Origin of the sequence: Paraburkholderia eburnea (assembly GCF_002917095.1) — a bacterium.
GTDB classification, from domain to species: Bacteria; Pseudomonadota; Gammaproteobacteria; order Burkholderiales; family Burkholderiaceae; genus Paraburkholderia; species Paraburkholderia eburnea.
Map to the genome: position 1 here is coordinate 203115 of NZ_PQGA01000001.1, position 19075 is coordinate 222189.

Below are 19075 nucleotides of genomic sequence, written 5' to 3' on the forward strand. Positions count from 1 at the left end.
GCTTACCCCCGGCTCTTGTATTGCTGGATCGCCTTCAGGCTCTCGTCGAGCGTGGGCAGCGCGACCGCAGCCGATCCGGCATCCACCTGCTTGAGCAGATCGCGCACGTTCTGCGTCTCTTTCGAGGCGCTGTCGAAGTAACGCGCGAGCGCGGCGTCGGCGGCGGCGAGGTCGGACTTGAGCGTGGTTTCGTTGCGCGAGAGCAGCGAGAGGCGCGCCGACAGCAGACGCAGCTTCACGTTCTCACGCACGAAATAGCCCTGGTCGGGCGAGGCGAGCATGGCGTCGGCGTTGTCGATGCGGCGCACCTGCACGAGGCTCGCGATCTGCTGGCCGATCCCGCTCGCGAACGTGTCGAGCCAAGCCTTCCAGCGCGGCTGGCCGGTCGCGGCGGCGGTCTTTGCGACGTCCGCGGGCGTGGCGGCCTCGGGCTTGGTATGCGCGACGAGCGCCTCGCCCGCGAGCGGCAGCGTGTCGATGGCGGCAAGCGCCGTGTCGAGCTTGATCGCCAGACCCGCGAGATCGGTGGACGGCGCGGCCTTGAGCTTGTCGGTGTCCTGCGCGATGGCCTTGCGCACCGCGAGCGCCTGCGGGCTGTCCGAGGCGGCGAGGCGCGTGTCCGCGCTTTGCAGCGCGAAGAGCGCGAGTTGCGTGTTGCCGGTCAATTGCAGTTGCTCGCTGGCGCTGGAGAGCATCTGGCCGACTTCGGCGAGGGTCCAGTCGTCGCGGTTTTTGGCGAGATCGGCGTATTGCTGGGCGAGCGCCTGCTGCGAGGTCTGTGCGTCGGCGATCTTGCCTTCGAGCTGCGACATCTGCTTGTCGATCTGCTGGGCGCTGGTGACGGCCTGATCGGCGCGTGCGCGCAGCGCGGCGGTCTGCTGGTCGGCGGCCTGCTGGCGCTGCGCGAGCGCTGCGTCCATGCGGTCGAGCTTGCGGTTGAGCGCGTAGCCGCCCGCGCCCGCGCCGGCAGCGATCAGCACCACCACGAGCCAGAGAATCGCGGAGCCCGCGCCGCTGCGGCGCGCACTGGAGCCGGACGGCGTCGGCGGCGGCGCGGAGGCATACGACGATGCGGGCCGCGCGGACGCAGACGCAGACGAGGTGGACGAAGAAGCCGCAGCGCTTTGCGTCACTGCGGAAGCGGGCGTTGCGCCTGAGTTGGGAACGTGGCTGGAATCGTTCTGATCAGTCATGCGTGATTGTGCCGGCGGCGAGGCCGGGGTGTTCTGAACCGGTTGAGCCGCGGACTGCGCGGCTGAAGAACCATCTGGGGAAACCGAGGCTGCCGGCTGGGACGATGACCGGGGCAATGCAAGCCCGAGCAGCGTGTCGACGATGCGCTCGTCGCCCGCGCCGGACACCGTAATCCTATCAAAACCCAATGAGCGCGCCGTCTCGGCGATCCTTGGGTGCGGCGCGACCAGATGCGCGTGGCGCAGTTCGACGATTTCGCCCGCCGTGAGGTGTTCGCGCGCGAGTTCGTCGAGATTGCGCACGCCTTCGGAACTGGTCACGAGCCAGGCGTGCGGCGCGCCTTCGAGCAGCCTGTGCACCGCCGTCCACGCGCCGATGGGCGGCTCCGGCACGATGCGGCGGTAGGCGGCGACGGTTTCGACTTCGGCGCCCGCTTCGCGCAGGCGGTCGGCGAGCCATTCGCGCCCGCCGTCGCCGCGCACGATCAGCACGCGCTTGCCCGCGAAGGCATTCTCGCCGAGCGTCTTTTCGAGCGCCGCGTACAGCGATTCGGAGTCGAAGCGCGCCGGTTCCTCGTCGGCGGTCCCGGCCGGGCTGATGACGCGATGATCGGGCGCGGTTACGCCATGGCGCGCAAGCGCGGCGACGCTGGCCGGACCCACCACGCCGATGGGCAGCGCGTGCGGCCAGATCGACGAAATCGCGCTGTAGCAGTCGAACGCGCGGTCGATGGCGTTGGGCGAGACGAACACCACGAGCGCGTAGCGGTCGAGCGCGCCGAGCGCCTCGCGCAGCGGCGCGCCATCGCGCACGGGTGCGATGGCGATGAGCGGGAAATCGAGCGGCGCGAGAGCGCGAGCGCGCAGCAGCGTGGCGAGCGTATCCGACTGACCGGCCGGACGGGTGATCACGACCGTGAACGGCTCGACGGCGTGGCCCGCTGACGGCGCAGGATGCGCACTATCGACCGGGCCGACCCATTCGTCGGGCTGGGCCGAAGCGGGCGTGCCGTCACGGCGCGGCTGCCAGGGGCTCGTCATCGTCCGTCCGCGCCGCGGGTGGGATCGTCCGAGCCGGGCCGCGTTACTGAAGGGGGCGAAGGTGGCGAATTCGGCACGCGCTGCTCTTCAGGACCGGCCTCGGCGAGCGCGCGCACGATGTCCAGCGCGCCTTGGGCGATCAGATCGTCGGCGACCTTGCGGCCGAGCGCGACGGCTTCTTCGACAGTCGCGGGTGCGGCGGCTTCTTCGGCGGCCAGCACGCGGCTCGCGTCGGGCGTGGAGAGGGTGCCGCGCAGCGCCAGCTTGCCGTCCTGCCACTGCGCGTAGGCCGCGAGCGGCACCGAGCAACTACCGCCCAGCGCGCGCGACACCATGCGTTCGGCCTCGACGGCCTTGGCGGTGGCGTCGTCGTGCAGCGGCGCGAGCCACGCGGCGACATCGGCGCGATCGGCGCGGATTTCAATGCCGAGCGCGCCCTGCCCCGCTGCCGGCAGGCTGTCCTCGGGGGCGAGCAGCGCGCGGATGCGCGTGCTTAAGCCCAGGCGCTTGAGGCCCGCGGCCGCGAGGATGATGGCCGCGTAATCGCCGCGATCGAGCTTGGACAGACGCGTGTCGAGGTTGCCGCGCAGCGGCTTCACGTCCAGATGCGGATAGCGCGCGCGGATCATCGACTCGCGGCGCAGGCTGGAGGTGCCGACCACGGCGCCCGGCGGCAGCGCCGCCAGCGAGTCATAGTCGTTCGACACGAAGGCGTCGCGCGGATCTTCGCGCTCCATGATGGCCGTGAGCGCGAAGCCCTCGGGCAGCTCCATCGGCACGTCCTTGAGCGAGTGCACGGCGAGATCGGCGTGGCCATCGGCTAGCGCCTGCTCCAGTTCCTTGACGAACAACCCCTTACCGCCGACTTTCGAAAGCGTGCGATCGAGAATTTGATCGCCACGGGTGGTCATTCCGACGATTTTCACGTCGCAGGATGGATATAATTTGTGCAGCGCAGCTTGAACATGTTCGGCCTGCCACATCGCAAGGCGGCTCTCCCGCGAAGCGATGACCAGCGTGCGCGGTGTGGCCGACATGGGTGCGGATAACGTCTCGGAATTCATGGCAAGCACATCGAATGACGGGTTCGAAAAACAGAATCGGATAACAGGCAATGTTAGCACGCGCCCCTTTTTCCGCTTGCCCGCTGGGCGACCGGAGGCGGCGAAAAGCCCCTCCAGGCGGTAAAGCCGGGGCGTGCGGCGGCAAGGAAGAGACCCGCGCTCGACAAAGCGCCACGTGCACCAGCACGGCTCATTGGAGCCGCGCGCGTGCACGACGCCCGCATGGCATTGCCATGAAGCGCGCGTTGCCCCATTCTCTTCCTTTCCGTGCGCAGGCCAGGCGTGCGTGCGCACCCTCATGCGCGGCGACGCCTGCGAGCCATGCCGGCTCCCGATTCGTCGGATGTTTGGTTTGCTGTTTCGTCTTTAGATTCGCCACGCGCATGTTGCGCTCCAGGTTGCACCGAAGTACCTGAGTCGCGGTCCCGGCCGCGGCCATGCAGTTGGCAGTCCCCAATCGAAAATCTGTTCATCCCCTGTGGGTCTGATCGGGACATGTGCGCCCGAACGGGGCTCATGCAGGGCAATTGCTGGCTAGTCTTGAGGAAAACATCGTGAAGTCTTCCGGATCGGCGCGCGCAGAGCGCCGCAACAACGCATCGCAGAACGCAACTTCCGCAGCCGAGGTACAGGCGGAAAAATCCACAGGCACGAAGACCACGAAGACAGCGAAAGCCACGACCGGGATCGCCACGCAGGCCGCCACGCGCAGTGCGGCCGAGTCCGCCAGCGCGCCCAAGGCTGCGAAGGCGTCGAAGGCAGTCAAGGCCGAAAAGGCCACGAAGGCGGCCAGGGCCGTCCAGCAACCGAAGGCCGCAAAGCCCGCGAAGGCCGCAAAGCCCGCGAAGCCCGCCAGCCCCGCCCGCAACGGCCGCGCACGCGACGACAAGGACCAGCCGCTCTTCGAAGACATCCGCTATCTCGGCCGCCTGCTCGGCGAGGTGCTGCGCGAACAGGAAGGCGACGCCGTATTCGATGTGGTGGAAACGATCCGCCAGACCGCCGTGCGCTTTCGTCGCGAGGACGACAACACCGCCGCGCTCGCGCTCGAAAAGCAGCTTCGCTCGCTCTCGCCCGAGCAGACCGTGAGCGTCGTGCGCGCCTTCAGCTATTTCTCGCATCTCGCGAACATCGCCGAAGACCGCCATCGCAACCGCCGCCGCCGCATCCACGATCTGCAGGGATCGGCCCCGCAGGCCGGCACGATCGCGCATTCGCTCGAACGTCTCGCGCAAGCCGGCGCGGCCGCCACGCCCGTGCTGCAGCAGTTCTTCAACGACGCGCTGATCGTGCCCGTGCTCACCGCGCACCCCACGGAAGTGCAGCGCAAGAGCACGCTCGATTCGCAGCACGACATCGCGCGCCTGCTCGCCGAGCGCGATCAGCCGCTCACGCATCGCGAACGCGAACAGAACGAAGCGCTGCTGCGCGCGCGCGTCACCTCGCTGTGGCAGACGCGCATGCTGCGCGAATCGCGCCTGACGGTCGGCGACGAAATCGAAAATGCCCTGTCGTACTACCACACGACCTTCCTGAGCGAAATTCCCGCGCTGTACGGCGAGATCGAAACGCAGCTCAAGGAACACGGCCTGGCCGCGCGCCTGCCCGCGTTCCTGCAGATGGGCAGCTGGATCGGCGGCGATCGCGACGGCAATCCGAATGTCACGGCGGCCACGCTCGAAGAAGCGAGCGAGCGCCAGGCGCAGGTGATCCTGCAGCACTACCTCGACGAAGTGCACAAGCTGGGGGCGGAGCTGTCGGTGTCGAATCTGCTCGCGGGCGCGAGCGACGAACTCAAGGCGCTGGCCGAGGCCTCGCCCGACCAGTCGCCGCATCGCGTCGACGAGCCGTATCGCCGCGCGCTGATCGGCGTGTACACGCGCCTCGCGGCAAGCGCGCGCGTGCGTCTGGGCGAAGGCGTGGTGGCCGTGCGCAGCGCGGGCCGCAACGCCGCGCCCGTGCGTGCGCAGCCTTACGCCGATGCCGCCGAATTCTCGCGCGATCTGCGCGTGCTGACGGATTCGCTCGCCGAGCATCACGGCGCCTCGCTCGCGACGCCGCGTCTCGCGCCGCTCCTGCGCGCGGTCGAAGTGTTCGGCTTTCACCTGGCCTCGATCGACCTGCGCCAAAGCTCGGACATCCACGAAGCCGTGATCGCCGAACTGCTCGCGCGCGCGGGTATCGAGGCCGATTACGCGGCGCTCTCCGAAGACGACAAGCAGATCCTGCTGATCGCCCAACTGGCCGATCCGCGCACGCTGCGCTCTCCGTATCTCGACTATTCCGATCTCGTGAAGAGCGAGCTGGGCGTGCTGGAAATGGCGCGCGTGACGCGCGAGAAGTTCGGCGCGCGCGCGGTGCGCAACTACATCATCTCGCACACCGAAACGGTGTCCGACCTGCTGGAAGTGATGCTGCTGCAGAAGGAAACCGGCCTCACGACCGGGCGCCTCGGTCACGCGGACGACCCCGCGAAGGCCGCGCTGATGGTGATTCCGCTCTTCGAGACGATCCCCGACTTGCGCCACGCCTCGGGCATCATGCGCGACCTGCTCGCGCTGCCGGGCATCGACGGCATCGTCGAGCATTGGGGCAACGAGCAGGAAATCATGCTCGGCTACTCGGACAGCAACAAGGACGGCGGCTTCCTCACCTCGAACTGGGAGCTGTACCGGTCGGAGCTGGCGCTCGTCGCGCTCTACAAGGAACGCGGCATCACGCTGCGCCTGTTCCACGGCCGTGGGGGCACGGTCGGACGCGGAGGCGGCCCGACCTATAACGCCATCCTCTCGCAGCCGCCGGGCACGGTCGAAGGCCAGATCCGCCTGACCGAGCAGGGCGAAGTCATCGCGTCGAAGTTCGGCAATCCGGAGATCGGCCGCCGCAACCTGGAAACGGTCATCGCCGCGACGCTCGAAGCCACGCTGCTGCCGATGGGCAAGAACGCGGGCGCGCCCGATCAACTGTCCGACTTCGAAGAGACGATGCAAAAGCTCTCCGACGATGCGATGGCCGCGTACCGCTCGCTCGTCTACGAGACGCCGGGCTTCACCGACTACTTCTTCGCCTCGACGCCGATCACGGAAATCGCCGAACTCAACATCGGCAGCCGCCCGGCCTCGCGCAAGCTGCAGGACCCGAAGAACCGCAAGATCGACGATCTGCGCGCGATTCCGTGGGGCTTCTCGTGGGGCCAATGCCGCCTGCTGCTGACGGGCTGGTACGGCTTCGGCAGCGCGGTGTCGGCGTATCTCGACGAGGCGGGCAGCGACGCCGAACGCACGCGGCGTCTGGCGATGTTCAAGAAGATGTACAAGAGCTGGCCGTTCTTCTCGAACCTGCTCTCGAACATGGACATGACGCTCGCAAAGACGGATCTCGCGGTGGCGTCGCGCTATGCGCAGCTCGTCGCCGACAAGAAGCTGCGCAAGCACGTGTTCGAGCGCATCGTCGCCGAATGGGAGCGCACGACCCGGGTGCTCGACGAGATCACGGGTTCGAACGGGCGTCTGGCCGATAACCCGCTGCTCGCGCGCTCGATCAAGAACCGCTTCCCGTACCTCGATCCGCTCAACCACTTGCAGGTCGAGCTGATCAAGCGCTACCGCGCCGGCGACCCGAGCCCGCGCGTGCGGCGCGGGATTCACCTGACGATCAACGGGATTGCGGCGGGCTTGCGTAATACGGGTTGAGCGTCAGGGATAGGTGGAAAAGCCTCGCAGATTGTTGATCTGCGAGGCTTTTTTCTTTTGGGGGCGATAACAAGATGACCTGGTTTGATGCAAAATCGCATCAAATGGAGAATCACGGAGAACATCGTGCGAACTACAGTGACTTTGGACGACGCGCTTTACGAGAAGGCACTCGAAATGGCTGACCCCGATATGGACAAGTCCGATCTCTTTCGCGAAGCCATCAAGACCTTTGTACGGGTTCAAGCCGCCAAGCGGCTCGCCGCGTTGGGCGGCAGCATGCCCGACATGGCCGATGTTCCACGGCGCCGCGCCGACACGGACACGCTATGAACGTGCTGGTGGATTCGTCGGTATGGGTCGATCACTTCCGACGCCGCAACACGAAGCTGATTGAGCTCATGGTGTGGGACCAGGCGCTGAGCCACCCGCTTGTCGTTGCGGAACTGGCGTGCGGCACGCCCCCCTCACCGCGCGAACGCACGCTCGGCGACATCGGCCTCCTGCAAGCGACCAGGCAGATTAGCCTGCAGGAGGTGGTCGCCTTCATCGAGCGAGAAAAGCTCTACGGATTCGGTTGCGGTCTCGTCGACATGATGCTGCTCGGCTCTGTGTTGATCACACCCGGCTCGCAACTGTGGACGCTCGACAAGCGGCTCCTGGCGCTCGCGGAACGCTTCGGCGTGGCGTATTCGTCGCCCATGCACTGACCGCCACGCTGCCCTCGCCTCACCCCCGCCGCGTCCCTTCGATCATCAACGCGTCGAGCTTGAACGACCCATCGGCCTGCACGTCGAAGTACTGCTTCACCTCGTCGGGCGCGCTCGCCCACATCGAGCGGATCGCCGTCACCCGCTCGGGCGGCGTGCGCATGCGCGCCACCCACGTATCGAAGTCGATGTCGATGCGCCAGCGCTCGCTCACCGTCGCGTCGAAGCCCGCGCGATCGAGCATCGCCAGCCACTCGTCGGCGCGATAGTCGCGGATGTGCGAGGCGTCGCGCAGCACTTCCACCGCCTGGATATGCGTGTCGTACAGCGGATCGTCGATGCCGGCGATATCGATGAACTTGAGCCGGCCGCCCGGCTTGAGCACGCGATGCACGTCGGCGAGCGCGCGCGGCACGTCGCGCCAGTGGTGCGCGCTCATGCGGCTGATCGCCCAGTCGAAGCTGCCGTCTTCGAACGGCAGCGTTTCGGCGGCGCCCTGCTGCGTGCGGATGCGGGTCAAGCCGCGCGCTTTTGCGGCGGCTTCGACCGTCGCGAGCATCTGCGGCGCAATGTCGTAGGCCACCACTTCGCGCACGTGGGGCGCCACGGCGAAGCTCGCGTGGCCCGCGCCGCAGCCCATGTCCAGCACCGTCGCGTGGCCGTTGGTGGCCGCGAACGTGGCGGCGAGGTTGTCCAGATCCGCGCCGCTCGCGTGGACCTGGCTCGTGAGGTAGGCGGCGGCGGTCGAGCCGAAGGCGTCGGCGACCTGATCGTGATGCTTCATCGCATGCTCCTGTTTGCGGGGGGCGCGCGTAGCGCGCGGCGTGTCGTGTCTTCGTGAGGCGCGGCGCTCGTGCACCGCGTCTGCCGCTACAATAGAGCCCCATCTGTACCAGTACAAGTTAAGCATTTATTCTGGTATCAACAGCACCCGCCCCAGCACCATGAGCACCGATACCCCCGCACCGTCGCACGACGCCGGTTCCGCCAGGACGCTCGACGCCACGCCCGCGCGCGCGCTCGGCGAATTCATCCGCGCCCATCGCGAGCGGCTTTCGCCCGAGGAAGTCGGCCTGCCGCCCGGCCCGCGCCGCCGCACGCCCGGCCTGCGCCGCGAGGAAGTCGCCCAGTTGTGCGGCGTGAGTCCCACCTGGTACACGTGGATCGAGCAGGGCCGCCCGGTGTCGGCATCGGCGGACGCGCTCGCGCGCATTGCCGTGGCGCTGCGACTGTCGCGCGCCGAACGCGCCTATCTGTTCGAACTGGCCGCGCAGCGCGACCCGGCCGAGCCCGACGCCCCCGGAGCCGGCGCCGCGCCCGAAACCCTGCTGCAGACCGTGCAACTGGTGGACGCGCCCGCCTATGTGCTCGACCGCCAGTGGACGGCGCTCGCGTGGAACGCCCACGCGGCCGACCTTTTCACGGGCTGGCTCGACGGCGAGAACGACCGCAATCTGCTGCGCTTCACCTTCACGCAGCCGCTCGGGCGCGAGTTGATCGTCGATTGGGAGACGCGCGCGCGACGCCTCGCCGCCGAATTCCGCGCCGATTCGATCCGCCATCTGAACGACGCGCCCACCCGCGCGCTGATCGATTCGCTGCTGGCGACGAGCGACGAATTCGCGCGCTACTGGGGCTCGCAGGACGTATTCGAGCGCGAAGGCGGACGGCGCGAGTTCAACCATCCCCGCCACGGCCGCATCGCCTACGACCAGATCACCCTCAAGCCCGCGCACCGCGAAGACCTCAAGCTGGTCGTGCTGGTGCGGCTCTGAGCGCGTACCGATCGAAAACCGCCGCGCCAGCCGCCCGGAGGCGCGGCGCGCGCCGATGGTAAAATCATCAGCTTCCCGCTGCGCGCGACGCCTGATGCGCCCTGCCGCGCGGCACGCTTTCTCACCGCTCGCTCACGTTTCATCACGCCCCATCACCATGACGTCCCAACTGCACAAAAAAGGCGAAGCCTGGTCGGCTCGCTTCTCCGAGCCCATGTCGGAGCTGGTCAAACGCTATACGTCGTCGGTTTTCTTCGACAAGCGTCTTGGCCTCGTCGATATCGAGGGCTCGCTCGCGCACGCGTCGATGCTGGCCGCGCAGAAGATCATCTCCGCCGACGACCTCGCCGCGATTGAGAAGGGCATGGCGCAGATCAAGGGTGAAATCGAGCGCGGCGAATTCGAGTGGAAGCTCGACCTCGAAGACGTGCATCTGAACATCGAAGCGCGCCTCACGGCCCTGATCGGCGACGCCGGCAAGCGCCTGCACACGGGCCGCTCGCGCAACGACCAGGTCGCGACCGACATCCGTCTGTGGCTGCGCGGCGAAATCGACCGTATCGGCGGCCTGCTGGGCGACCTGCGCGGCGCGCTGCTCGATCTGGCCGAGCAGCACTCGGGCACGATCATGCCGGGCTTCACCCACCTGCAAGTGGCGCAGCCGGTCACCTTCGGCCATCACCTGCTCGCCTACGTGGAAATGTTCACGCGCGACGCCGAGCGCATGGTCGATTGCCGCAAGCGCGTGAACCGTCTGCCGCTGGGCGCGGCGGCGCTCGCGGGCACGAGCTATCCGATCGACCGTCATGCCGTGGCGAAGACGCTGGGCTTCGACGGCATCTGCGCGAACTCGCTCGACGCCGTCTCGGACCGCGATTTCGCGATCGAATTCACGGCGGCCGCCGCGCTCGTCATGACGCACGTTTCGCGTTTCTCGGAAGAACTCGTGCTGTGGATGAGCCCGCGCGTCGGTTTCATCGATATCGCCGACCGCTTCTGCACCGGCTCGTCGATCATGCCGCAGAAGAAGAACCCGGACGTGCCGGAACTCGCGCGCGGCAAGACCGGCCGCGTGAATGGCCATCTGATGGGCCTGCTCACGCTGATGAAGGGCCAGCCGCTCGCGTACAACAAGGACAACCAGGAAGACAAGGAGCCGCTGTTCGATACCGTCGATACGGTCGCGGACACGCTGCGCATCTTCGCGGAAATGGTCGCGGGCATCACGGTCAAGGCCGAGGCCATGCGCGCCGCCGCGCTGCAAGGCTTCTCGACCGCCACCGATCTGGCCGACTACCTCGTGAAGAAGGGTCTGCCGTTCCGTGACGCGCACGAAGCCGTCGCGCACGCCGTGCGTATCTGCGTGGACCGCGACTGCGATCTGGCCGATCTCACGCTCGACGAAATGCGCAGCGAACTGCCGGCGGTGGCGCATCTGCTCGCCGAAGACGTGTTCGAAGTGCTGACGCTCGAAGGCTCGGTCTCGGCGCGCAATCACCCGGGCGGCACCGCGCCGGAACAGGTGCGTGCGGCCATCGTCGCGGCACGCGCGGCGCTCAAATAAGCGCCGCCGGCACACCCCGCTGAACCCTGAAACGGGGCGCGCGACGATGACCGTCACGCGCCCCGTTTTTTCGTCCACACACAAGCGCGCGCTGTACCCGCCCCGAATTGCGTGAAGTGTGCGCCCGCTGCGGGTCCGCCCGCGGCTATCATTTTTCGCAGAAGCAACCCCTGGCATCGTATCTTTGCAGGGTTGTCCGTCCTGCCAAGACCTGCCCGCACTCATGATCGTCCGTCCTCACCTCAACTGGTTCCGCATGCTGCTCGCGTGGCGCGGTTCCGTGCTGCCGCAACTGATCCCGCGTCTGTCCATCGTGCTGTGCCTGTCGTTCGTGGCCGTCGCCGCGCACGACCACATCCTGCGCGTGACAGTGAACATGAGCACTGTGCCGTTCTCGCTGATCGGCATCGCGCTGGCCGTCTTTCTCGGCTTTCGCAATAACGCGAGCTACGACCGCTACTGGGAAGGCCGCAAGCTCTGGGGGCAAATGCTCAACGAGACGCGCTCGCTCGTGCGCCAGTCGCTCGGGCTCGCGCAAGGCGAAGACGGTCCCGCGCATGTCCGCCCCTTCGTCGAGCTGTTGTGCGCCCTCCCACATGCGTTGCGCCATCAGCTGCGCCACACCGATCCGCGCGCGGACCTGGAAACGCGTCTGCCGCGCGAGGTGGTCGAACGCGTCATGGCCTCGCGTTATCGGCCCATGACGCTCGTGCTGTGCGCCTCCGAATGGCTGCGCGGCGAGGTGCGCGCGGGCCGCGTCGACAGCTATGCCGTGCTGGCCTTCGAGCACAATCTCAATGGTCTGTCCGATGTGATCGGCGGTTGCGAGCGCATCGTTTCGACGCCACTGCCCTTCGCCTACACGGTGATGATCCACCGCACGGTGTACTTCTTCTGCGCGCTGCTGCCCTTTGGTCTGGTGGACAGCATCGGCGCGCTCACGCCGGTCTTCGCCGTGTTCGTGGCCTACGCGTTCATGGCGCACGAGGCGATCGCCTCGCAGATCGAAGACCCGTTCGGCACCGAGGACAACGATCTCGCGCTCAATACGATGTCGATCGGCATCGAGGCCGCGCTGCACGATCTGCTCGGCGACCCGACCACGCTGCCCGAACCGGCGCCGGATCAGTGCGTCCTCGATTAATCGGGCCGAAAACAAAACAGGCGTGAATCGCAAGGATTCACGCCTGTTTTCATCGAGCTTCATCGAGCTTTACAGCGGCTCAACGGTTATTGACCGTCTCCGACAAACGCTTGAGCGTCGCCAGCCGCGCGCCCAGCAGATCGAGTCGCGCATGTTCGTCGATGAGCGGCGTGGTCGCGTCGCGGTACTCGCGCCACGCGCTCTGCGCGCGCGCCACCGCGGGCCGCGCGTGCTTCGGCATACGTGCATACAACTGACGGTAGTAGCGGTTCAGGTCGTAGCTCACGTGCTCGCAGCGCGCGTCGGCGCTACAGGCGCGCGCGCGCGCCGGCTTGCCCGTGGCGTTCGCGACTTCGCCGCGCAGCGCGAGCGCACGATCGCGCACGGGCTGCAGGCGCATGTCGGCCTCGTAAAGCTGATACGACGACCCGCTCGTGGTGGCGAAGGCAGCGCCGAGCATCGTGTCCTCGGCGTCGCGCCACGCGACCCACTTCTGCTGGCTCACGCGCCAACGCCGCTGCTGCGCGCCCGGCACCTTCGACAACAACTGCGCGAGCGCGGCATCGGCGGCGCGGCGCCAGGCCGTGCGCGCATCGTCCATGCACTGGATCTGCCCCGCCGTCGACGAGCGATCCGCGCGCGCGAGACACGCGCGCATGCCCGCGTCGATCGGATCGGCCGCCGAGACTTCGGCGTGCGCCGCCGGCGCTGCGATGAGCAGCGCCGCCAGCGTCCAGGCCGTCGCGAAAGCACGCAAAAACGCACCCAAAAACCGCACCGTCATGCCGCGTGTCCCCGTCTTCAGGCGCGCACGCAATCCACGAAGTACTCGATGCGGCCGTTGATGGTCTCGCCCACGAGTCCGTGGATGTCGGTGTGGAAGCCAGGGAAGCGCTCGTTGAATTCGCGCGCGAACTTGAGGTAGTTCACGATCGTCTTGTTGAAGCGCTCGCCTGGAATCAGGAGCGGAATACCCGGCGGGTAAGGCGTGAGCAGGATCGACGTGACACGGCCTTCCAGTTCGTCGATGGCCACGCGGTCGATCTCGCGGTGCGCGAGCTTGGCGAACGCGTCGGACGGCTTCATCGCCGGCTCCATCGTCGACAGGTACATCTCGGTCGTCAGGCGCGCGATGTCGTTGGCGCGATAGACGCCGTGGATCTGCTGGCACAGATCGCGCAGGCCCACGCGCTCGTACATCGGGTGTTGCGCGACGAACTCGGGCAGCACGCGCCACAGCGGCTGGTTGTTGTCGTAGTCGTCCTTGAACTGCTGGAGTTCCGTGACCATCGAGTTCCAGCGGCCCTTCGTGATGCCGATCGTGAACATGATGAAGAACGAGTACAGACCGGTCTTCTCGACGATGATGCCGTGCTCGGCCAGGTACTTCGTCACGATCGCGGCCGGGATGCCGGTCTCGCCGAACTCGCCGTCCACGTCCAGACCCGGCGTAACGATGGTCGCCTTGATCGGGTCGAGCATGTTGAAGTTTTCGGCGAGGTTGCCGAAGCCGTGCCAGTGGTCGTTCGGGCGCAGCATCCAGTCTTCGCGCGAGCCGATGCCTTCTTCGGCCAGCTCGTCCGGGCCCCAGACCTGGAAGAACCAGTCGTCGCCGTATTCGGCGTCCACCTTGCGCATGGCGCGGCGGAAGTCGAGCGCTTCGGCGATCGACTCTTCCACCAGCGCCGGGCCGCCCGGCGCTTCCATCATCGCGGCGGCCACGTCGCACGACGCGATGATCGCGTACTGCGGGCTGGTGGAGGTGTGCATCAGATAGGCTTCGTTGAAGCGGTGGCGGTCGAACGCGCTGTCTTCCGAATCCTGCACGACGATCTGCGAAGCCTGCGAGATGCCGGCCAGCAGCTTGTGCGTCGAGTGCGTCGCGAACACGAGCGCCTTGGTGCGCGGACGGCCCGCGCCGATCGCGTGCATGTCCTGGTAGAACTCGTGGAATTCGGCGTGCGGCAGCCAGGCTTCGTCGAAGTGCAGCGTGTCGAGCATGTCGCCGAGCAGATCCTTGATCATCTCGACGTTGTAGACCACGCCGTCGTACGTGCTCTGCGTGATCGTGAGAATGCGCGGCTTGACGTTCGGGTTCTTCGCCAGCACTTCGCGGGCGAACGGATTCGCCTCGATCTTCTTGCGGATGTTTTCCGGCTTGAACTCGTCGCGCGGGATCGGGCCGATGATGCCGAAGTTGTTGCGCGTGGGCGTCAGGAACACGGGAATCGCGCCCGTCATCGTGATCGCGTGCAGGATCGACTTGTGGCAGTTACGGTCGACCAGCACGATGTCGCCCGGCGCGACCGTGGCATGCCAGACGATCTTGTTGGACGTGGACGTGCCGTTGGTCACGAAGAACACGTGGTCGGCGCTGAAAATGCGCGCCGCGTTGCGCTCCGAAGCCGCGACCGGGCCGGTGTGATCGAGCAGTTGGCCGAGTTCCTCGACCGCGTTGCAGACATCGGCGCGCAGCATGTTCTCGCCGAAGAACTGGTGGAACATCTGGCCGAGCGGGTTCTTCAGGAACGCCACGCCGCCCGAGTGACCGGGGCAATGCCACGAGTACGAACCTTCGTCGGCGTACTTGACGAGTTCCTTGAAGAACGGCGGCGACAGCGCGTCTAGATACACCTTCGCTTCGCGGATCACGTGGCGCGCGACGAACTCCGGCGTGTCCTCGAACATGTGAATGAAGCCGTGCAGCTCACGCAGGATGTCGTTGGGCAGATGGCGCGAGGTGCGCGTTTCGCCGTACAGGAAGATGGGGATGTCGGCGTTGCGCTTGCGCACCGCTTCCATGAACGCGCGCAGCGCGATGATGGCGGGCGCGTGCTCGGGCGCTTCGCCATCGCCGTTGCTTTCCACGTAGGGCATCAGCTCGTCGTCGTCGATCGACAGGATGAAGCACGCGGCGCGGCTCGACTGCTGCGCGAACGACGTGAGGTCGCCGTAGCTCGTCAGCCCGAGGACTTCCGCGCCCTCTTTCTCGATGGCTTCGGCCAGTGCCCGGATGCCGGAACCCGAGATGTTCTCGGAGCGAAAGTCTTCGTCGATGATGACGACGGGAAAACGAAACTTCATGGGCGATTCTCCAAATGAAACGACCGCTGCATGTAACGCGCAGCGGTCCCCGTATGTCGTAAGTCCGGTGGGTTGAGTGCGCTCTGAACTCAGGTCTTTGGCAGCGTGACGCCGTGCTGACCTTGATACTTGCCTCCGCGATCCGCGTAAGACACTTCGCAGACCTCGTCGCTCTCGAAAAAGAGCACCTGGGCTACGCCTTCGTTCGCGTAGATTTTCGCAGGCAAAGGTGTCGTATTTGAGAATTCGAGCGTGACGTACCCTTCCCACTCGGGTTCGAACGGCGTGACGTTCACGATGATGCCGCAGCGCGCATAGGTGGACTTGCCCAGACACACCGTCAGGACGCTGCGCGGAATGCGGAAGTACTCGACCGTGCGCGCCAGCGCGAACGAATTCGGCGGAATGATGCAGACGTCGCCCTTGAAGTCCACGAACGACTTTTCGTCGAAATTCTTCGGGTCGACGATGGTCGAGTTGATGTTCGTGAAGATCTTGAATTCGTCGGCGCAGCGGATGTCGTAGCCGTAGCTGGAGGTGCCGTAGCTCACGATCTTGCGGCCGTCTTCCGACGTGCGGATCTGGTCGCGCGCGAACGGCTCGATCATGTTCTGCTCTTCGGCCATGCGCCGGATCCACTTGTCGGATTTGATTGCCATGTTGCTCGCTGCGGTCCAGTAAAAAAACGGGGAACGAAAAAGAAAAAGCCGGAAAAATGCTCGCGAAGGCCATCCCGGGGCCGTGTGGCCGTGGCGGCGCCTTGCGAAAGGCGACCATTTTACGCGATGTGAGTCGCTGTGCCTGGAAGTGCGCTTCGGTGGCGCTTCAGTTGCCCTTCGACGATGCTTTAACGTGGCTTTCGCCAACGTTCAGATCATGTTGCAGGCGCCTTACTGCTGCTTGATGACACCGCAGGCGAGCGCCGCACCCGTGCCGCGCTGCGGGTAGGCATACGGATCGATCGCGTCGTGATGCACGATCACCGCGCGCTGCAGGACGGAGCGCACGCCGTCGAGCGACACGTCCGTGGCGACGATGAAGCCGGTGGCCACGCCGTTGGAATCCGCATGAATATTGCCGAGGTCGCCCGCGACGCGCGCGCCGGGCTTCAAACGCTCGGCAGCGGGCGCGAAGACCGGGCCGGCGCTGGAGGCGTCGGTGGCGTTGCAGTCGCCGCGCTCATGGACCTGCAAGGCATGGTCGGAATCGGGCGGCAGACCGGCGAGGTTATAGCTCACCTGTACGCCGTCCGAGTGTTCGACGAACGACACGGTGCCGCGCACCTGGTTGCCGACGGTGGGCAGCAGCTGCGTGCCCGCGCGCTTGTCCTGCTGGCCCATGAAGCTCGTGCAGCCGCCCAGCAGCGTGCACGTCATCACGGCCACCAGGACTGCGTTTCCCGCCTGCCTGTCGTTTCCTTTACCCATGTATTCCTCTTGCCGGCGCGCGGCCGCCCCGTGCGGCTGTCGATCCGGACCCATGAATCCCACATGATACCCCGCACGCGCGCCGTCGCGGGGCCTGTGTGGCCCCCGTTTTGCCCTGAAATGCGCGCAAACGCGCACGCCGCGGGCCTCGTCATGCCAGGCGCACGCGGCGTGCCTTTGAAAACGCTCAGCGGGGCTGAGGAAACTCAGGTGTTCTGCACGACGATGGTCGGGAATTTCGAGCTCATGTCGCGCGAGCGCTCGGCGATCTGGATCGCCACCCGGCGCGCGATCGCCTTGTAGGTGGCGGCAACGGCGCTGTCGGGCGCCGCCGCGACCGTCGGCGCACCCGAATCGGCCTGCTCGCGGATCGAGATATCGAGCGGCAGGCTGCCCAGCACCTCGACGCCGTACTCCTTCGCCATGCGCTCGCCGCCGCCCGCGCCGAAGATGTGTTCGGCATGACCGCAGTTCGAGCAGACGTGCACGGCCATGTTCTCGACGATGCCGAGAATCGGAATACCCACCTTCTCGAACATCTTGAGCCCCTTCTTGGCGTCGAGCAGCGCGATGTCCTGCGGCGTCGTCACGATCACGGCGCCCGTGACCGGCACGCGCTGCGAGAGCGTGAGCTGGATGTCGCCCGTGCCCGGCGGCATGTCGACCACGAGATAGTCGAGTTCGCGCCAGTTCGTCTGCCGCAGCAGCTGTTCGAGCGCGGACGTGGCCATCGGGCCGCGCCAGACCATCGGGTTGTCCTGATCGACCAGGAAGCCGATCGAATTGGCCTGCACGCCATGGCCTTCGAGCGGGTTCATCGACTGGCCGTCGGGCGACTCGGGGCGCCCGACGATACCCAGCATCATCGGCAGCGACGGGCCGTAGATATCGGCGTCGAGGATGCCGACCGACGCGCCTTCGGCGGCCAGCGCGAGCGCGAGGTTCACGGCCGTCGTGCTCTTGCCGACGCCGCCCTTGCCCGAAGCCACGGCCACGATGTTCTTCACGTTCGGCAGCAGCTTGACGCCGCGCTGCACCGTATGCGCGGCGACTTCGTGACGCACCGCCACGCGGCTCGCCTTCACGCCGGGCACGGCGGCCAGCGCGGCCTGGACCTGGGCGCGGATCGCCTCGTACCGGCTTTTCGCCGGATAGCCGAGGACGATCTCGACGTCAACCGTTTCACCGTCGATCGCGACGTTGCGCACGCCTTTGGCCGTCGTGTAGGGACGGCCCGTGTCCGGATCCGCGAGGGCCGCCAGCGCGGCGTCCACCAATGCCCGATCAATGCTCATTGAAACTCCGTGGGGATGAACGACCCGGCGCCCCGATCGGCCCGTGGGGTGCCGCATTGACGCCGTAAATCGAAAGAAATTGTTAAGCTGGATTGCGCAAATTCCCGCGGCAGGGCACGCTTCGCGGCAGCCGTCTTTTCGCGCCAGGCCGGCGCTCTTACGAGCGCTCAAGCCGTCATTGTAGTAGCTGCCGCCGCCTGCCGTCCTATGACCCTGAACCCAGTCGGGGCCGCCGGGCGGCACCGTGCAGCCTTCCCGTTTCACTCAAGAGAGGATTGAAAATGAACACAAGAATCTTGACCCGCCTTTCCGTCTTCGCCATCGCCGGCGCGCTCGTAGCGGGCTGCGCGACCCAGCAGGGCACGAATACGGCCGTCGGCACCGGCGTTGGTGCGGGCACCGGCGCCGCGATCGGCGCGATCTTCGGCGGCGGCAAGGGCGCGGCGATCGGCGCGGGCGCAGGCGCGCTGGTCGGCGGCATCACCGGCTACAACTGGCAGGCGATCCACAACAAGCTGTCGGGCGCCACCAAGGGCACCGGCACGCAGATCACCGAGCAGCCGGACGGCTCGCTCAAGCTCAACATCCCGAGCAACGTGACCTTCGACACCAACAGCTATGCGATCAAGCCGTCGTTCGCGCCGGTGCTCGACCAGGTCGCGCAGACGCTGCAGCAGAACCCGGAAGTCGTCGCCCAGGTGGTGGGTCATACGGATAACACCGGCCAGCCGGCGTACAACCAGACGCTGTCGGTCAACCGCGCGCAAAGCGTGGTGAACTACCTGGCGTCGCGCGGCATCCAGATGCAGCGCATGTCGGCCGATGGCCGTGGCGACACGCAGCCGATCGCCGACAACAGCACGGAAGCGGGCCGCGCCGCCAACCGCCGCGTCGAAATCTATCTGCGCGCGACGGCACAGCACCAGCAGTAAGCGTCGGCTAAAACAGCGACACGACGAACGGGACGGCTGCGAAGCCGTCCCGTTTGCATTGGAGCGGGCCGCAAGCACGCGAATGCACCCGATCACGCCCGCAAAACCGCGCCGGAGCGCCCTTGCAGCGAATCGAAAAAATTTTCGAACTCTC

The 19075-nt window shown here is 66.6% G+C and carries 15 protein-coding genes; 7 read left to right on the top strand and 8 right to left on the bottom strand.

All coding sequences use genetic code 11. The features are described from left to right. Nucleotides 1–2: 2 nt before the first annotated feature. Both hemDX and hemC read right to left on the bottom strand, forming a co-directional pair. The gene (hemDX, locus tag B0G62_RS00970) at nt 3–2234 is read right to left on the bottom strand and encodes a fused uroporphyrinogen-III synthase HemD/membrane protein HemX (RefSeq protein WP_103701653.1); all 2232 of its coding nucleotides are present in this window, start codon (nt 2232–2234) and stop codon (nt 3–5) included. Continuing rightward, a complete protein-coding gene (hemC, locus tag B0G62_RS00975; RefSeq protein ID WP_103701655.1) occupies nt 2231–3298 on the bottom strand; it encodes a hydroxymethylbilane synthase in 1068 nt (355 codons plus the stop codon). The genes hemDX and hemC overlap by 4 nt, the downstream gene beginning before the upstream one ends. 686 nt (nt 3299–3984) lie before the next feature. Here hemC and ppc point away from each other — a divergent pair. The 3 genes from ppc to B0G62_RS00990 all read left to right on the top strand — a co-directional run bounded on the left by ppc (nt 3985) and on the right by B0G62_RS00990 (nt 7700). Beyond that, nucleotides 3985–6990, top strand: coding sequence for a phosphoenolpyruvate carboxylase (ppc, locus tag B0G62_RS00980; RefSeq protein WP_407671105.1), 3006 nt, complete (start codon nt 3985–3987; stop codon nt 6988–6990). 126 nt (nt 6991–7116) lie between these two features. Continuing rightward, nucleotides 7117–7323, top strand: a complete 207-nt coding sequence (locus B0G62_RS00985; protein WP_103702858.1) for a type II toxin-antitoxin system VapB family antitoxin — start codon at nt 7117–7119, stop codon at nt 7321–7323. After that, entirely contained in the window at nt 7320–7700 is a 381-nt protein-coding gene (locus B0G62_RS00990) for a type II toxin-antitoxin system VapC family toxin (RefSeq protein ID WP_103701657.1), read from the top strand. Before B0G62_RS00985 ends, B0G62_RS00990 begins: the two co-directional genes overlap by 4 nt. 19 nt (nt 7701–7719) lie before the next feature. Here B0G62_RS00990 and B0G62_RS00995 read toward each other — a convergent pair whose 3' ends face one another. Continuing rightward, the gene (locus B0G62_RS00995) at nt 7720–8484 is read right to left on the bottom strand and encodes a class I SAM-dependent methyltransferase (protein ID WP_103701659.1); all 765 of its coding nucleotides are present in this window, start codon (nt 8482–8484) and stop codon (nt 7720–7722) included. A gap of 160 nt (nt 8485–8644) precedes the next feature. Here B0G62_RS00995 and B0G62_RS01000 point away from each other — a divergent pair, with 160 nt between their 5' ends. From B0G62_RS01000 to B0G62_RS01010, 3 genes are all read left to right on the top strand, one after another. Continuing rightward, nucleotides 8645–9475 (top strand): helix-turn-helix transcriptional regulator, encoded by an 831-nt coding sequence (locus B0G62_RS01000; protein ID WP_103701661.1) that lies wholly within the window; start codon nt 8645–8647, stop codon nt 9473–9475. A gap of 157 nt (nt 9476–9632) precedes the next feature. Then, nucleotides 9633–11039: an argininosuccinate lyase gene (argH, locus tag B0G62_RS01005; protein ID WP_103701663.1), complete on the top strand. Its 1407-nt coding sequence runs from the start codon at nt 9633–9635 to the stop codon at nt 11037–11039. Nucleotides 11040–11262: 223 nt separating this feature from the next. After that, nucleotides 11263–12183 (top strand): bestrophin family protein, encoded by a 921-nt coding sequence (locus B0G62_RS01010; RefSeq protein WP_103701665.1) that lies wholly within the window; start codon nt 11263–11265, stop codon nt 12181–12183. 79 nt (nt 12184–12262) lie between these two features. Here the strand turns inward: B0G62_RS01010 and B0G62_RS01015 are convergent, their stop codons facing one another. The 5 genes from B0G62_RS01015 to apbC form a co-directional block, all read right to left on the bottom strand. After that, entirely contained in the window at nt 12263–12967 is a 705-nt protein-coding gene (locus tag B0G62_RS01015) for a lysozyme inhibitor LprI family protein (RefSeq protein WP_103702860.1), read from the bottom strand. A gap of 17 nt (nt 12968–12984) precedes the next feature. Next, complete coding sequence (locus tag B0G62_RS01020) at nt 12985–15267, bottom strand: arginine/lysine/ornithine decarboxylase (protein WP_103701667.1); 2283 nt, start codon at nt 15265–15267, stop codon at nt 12985–12987. A gap of 89 nt (nt 15268–15356) precedes the next feature. Continuing rightward, a complete protein-coding gene (gene dcd, locus B0G62_RS01025) occupies nt 15357–15926 on the bottom strand; it encodes a dCTP deaminase (protein ID WP_103701669.1) in 570 nt (189 codons plus the stop codon). A gap of 231 nt (nt 15927–16157) precedes the next feature. After that, nucleotides 16158–16694 (bottom strand): superoxide dismutase family protein, encoded by a 537-nt coding sequence (locus B0G62_RS01030; RefSeq protein WP_103701671.1) that lies wholly within the window; start codon nt 16692–16694, stop codon nt 16158–16160. Nucleotides 16695–16900: 206 nt separating this feature from the next. Further along, on the bottom strand, nt 16901–17989 hold the full coding sequence (gene apbC, locus B0G62_RS01035) for an iron-sulfur cluster carrier protein ApbC (protein WP_103701673.1): 1089 nt from the start codon (nt 17987–17989) through the stop codon (nt 16901–16903). A 281-nt stretch (nt 17990–18270) separates the two neighbouring features. On the opposite strand from apbC, the gene B0G62_RS01040 reads away from it, so the two are divergent. Continuing rightward, nucleotides 18271–18921 carry a YiaD family glycine zipper/OmpA-like lipoprotein gene (locus B0G62_RS01040; protein WP_103701675.1) on the top strand — a complete coding sequence of 217 codons (651 nt, stop codon included), beginning with the start codon at nt 18271–18273 and terminating at the stop codon, nt 18919–18921. Nucleotides 18922–19075 lie beyond the last annotated feature (154 nt).